Source organism: Enterobacter cloacae complex sp. P13B, from assembly GCF_014895915.1.
Lineage (GTDB): Bacteria > Pseudomonadota > Gammaproteobacteria > Enterobacterales > Enterobacteriaceae > Enterobacter > Enterobacter bugandensis.
In genome coordinates, this window is record NZ_JADBQN010000063.1 from 917 (window position 1) to 1244 (window position 328).

The 328-nt window shown below is 59.5% G+C and carries 1 protein-coding gene; it reads right to left on the reverse strand.

Annotated elements, in window-relative coordinates; translation table 11 throughout:
- Window positions 1–29 precede the first annotated feature (29 nt).
- Window positions 30–328, reverse strand: a 299-nt coding sequence (gene rraB, locus IM273_RS22570) for a ribonuclease E inhibitor RraB (RefSeq protein WP_226857971.1), incomplete at its 5' end; no start/stop codon positions are given.

The window sequence follows — 328 nt, forward strand, 5'->3', positions numbered from 1 at the left end:
GCGGTGGCGCGCGCCACCGCCTGAATCACTTAGTGACGCACGCCGTCGTCGTCTTCGTCGACGTAATCTTCGTCGTCGCCTTCTTCGCCGTCTTCACCGTTTGGATCTTCGAAGTAGGTTCCCCAGCCGTCGTACTCCACTTCAAACTTCTCGGCCAGGTTCATCAGCTGTTCAACCTGCGCGTCGATCAGCTCCGCCTTCAGCGCGCCTTCGCTCAGGATGTCGCAGCAGATGACGGTGTCGCCCTCTTCCACTTCCAGCTCTTCCGGCTCGGTCACTTCGTAACCCAGCTTGAAGGCTTCCACGGCCATTTTTTCCAGCGCGTCGA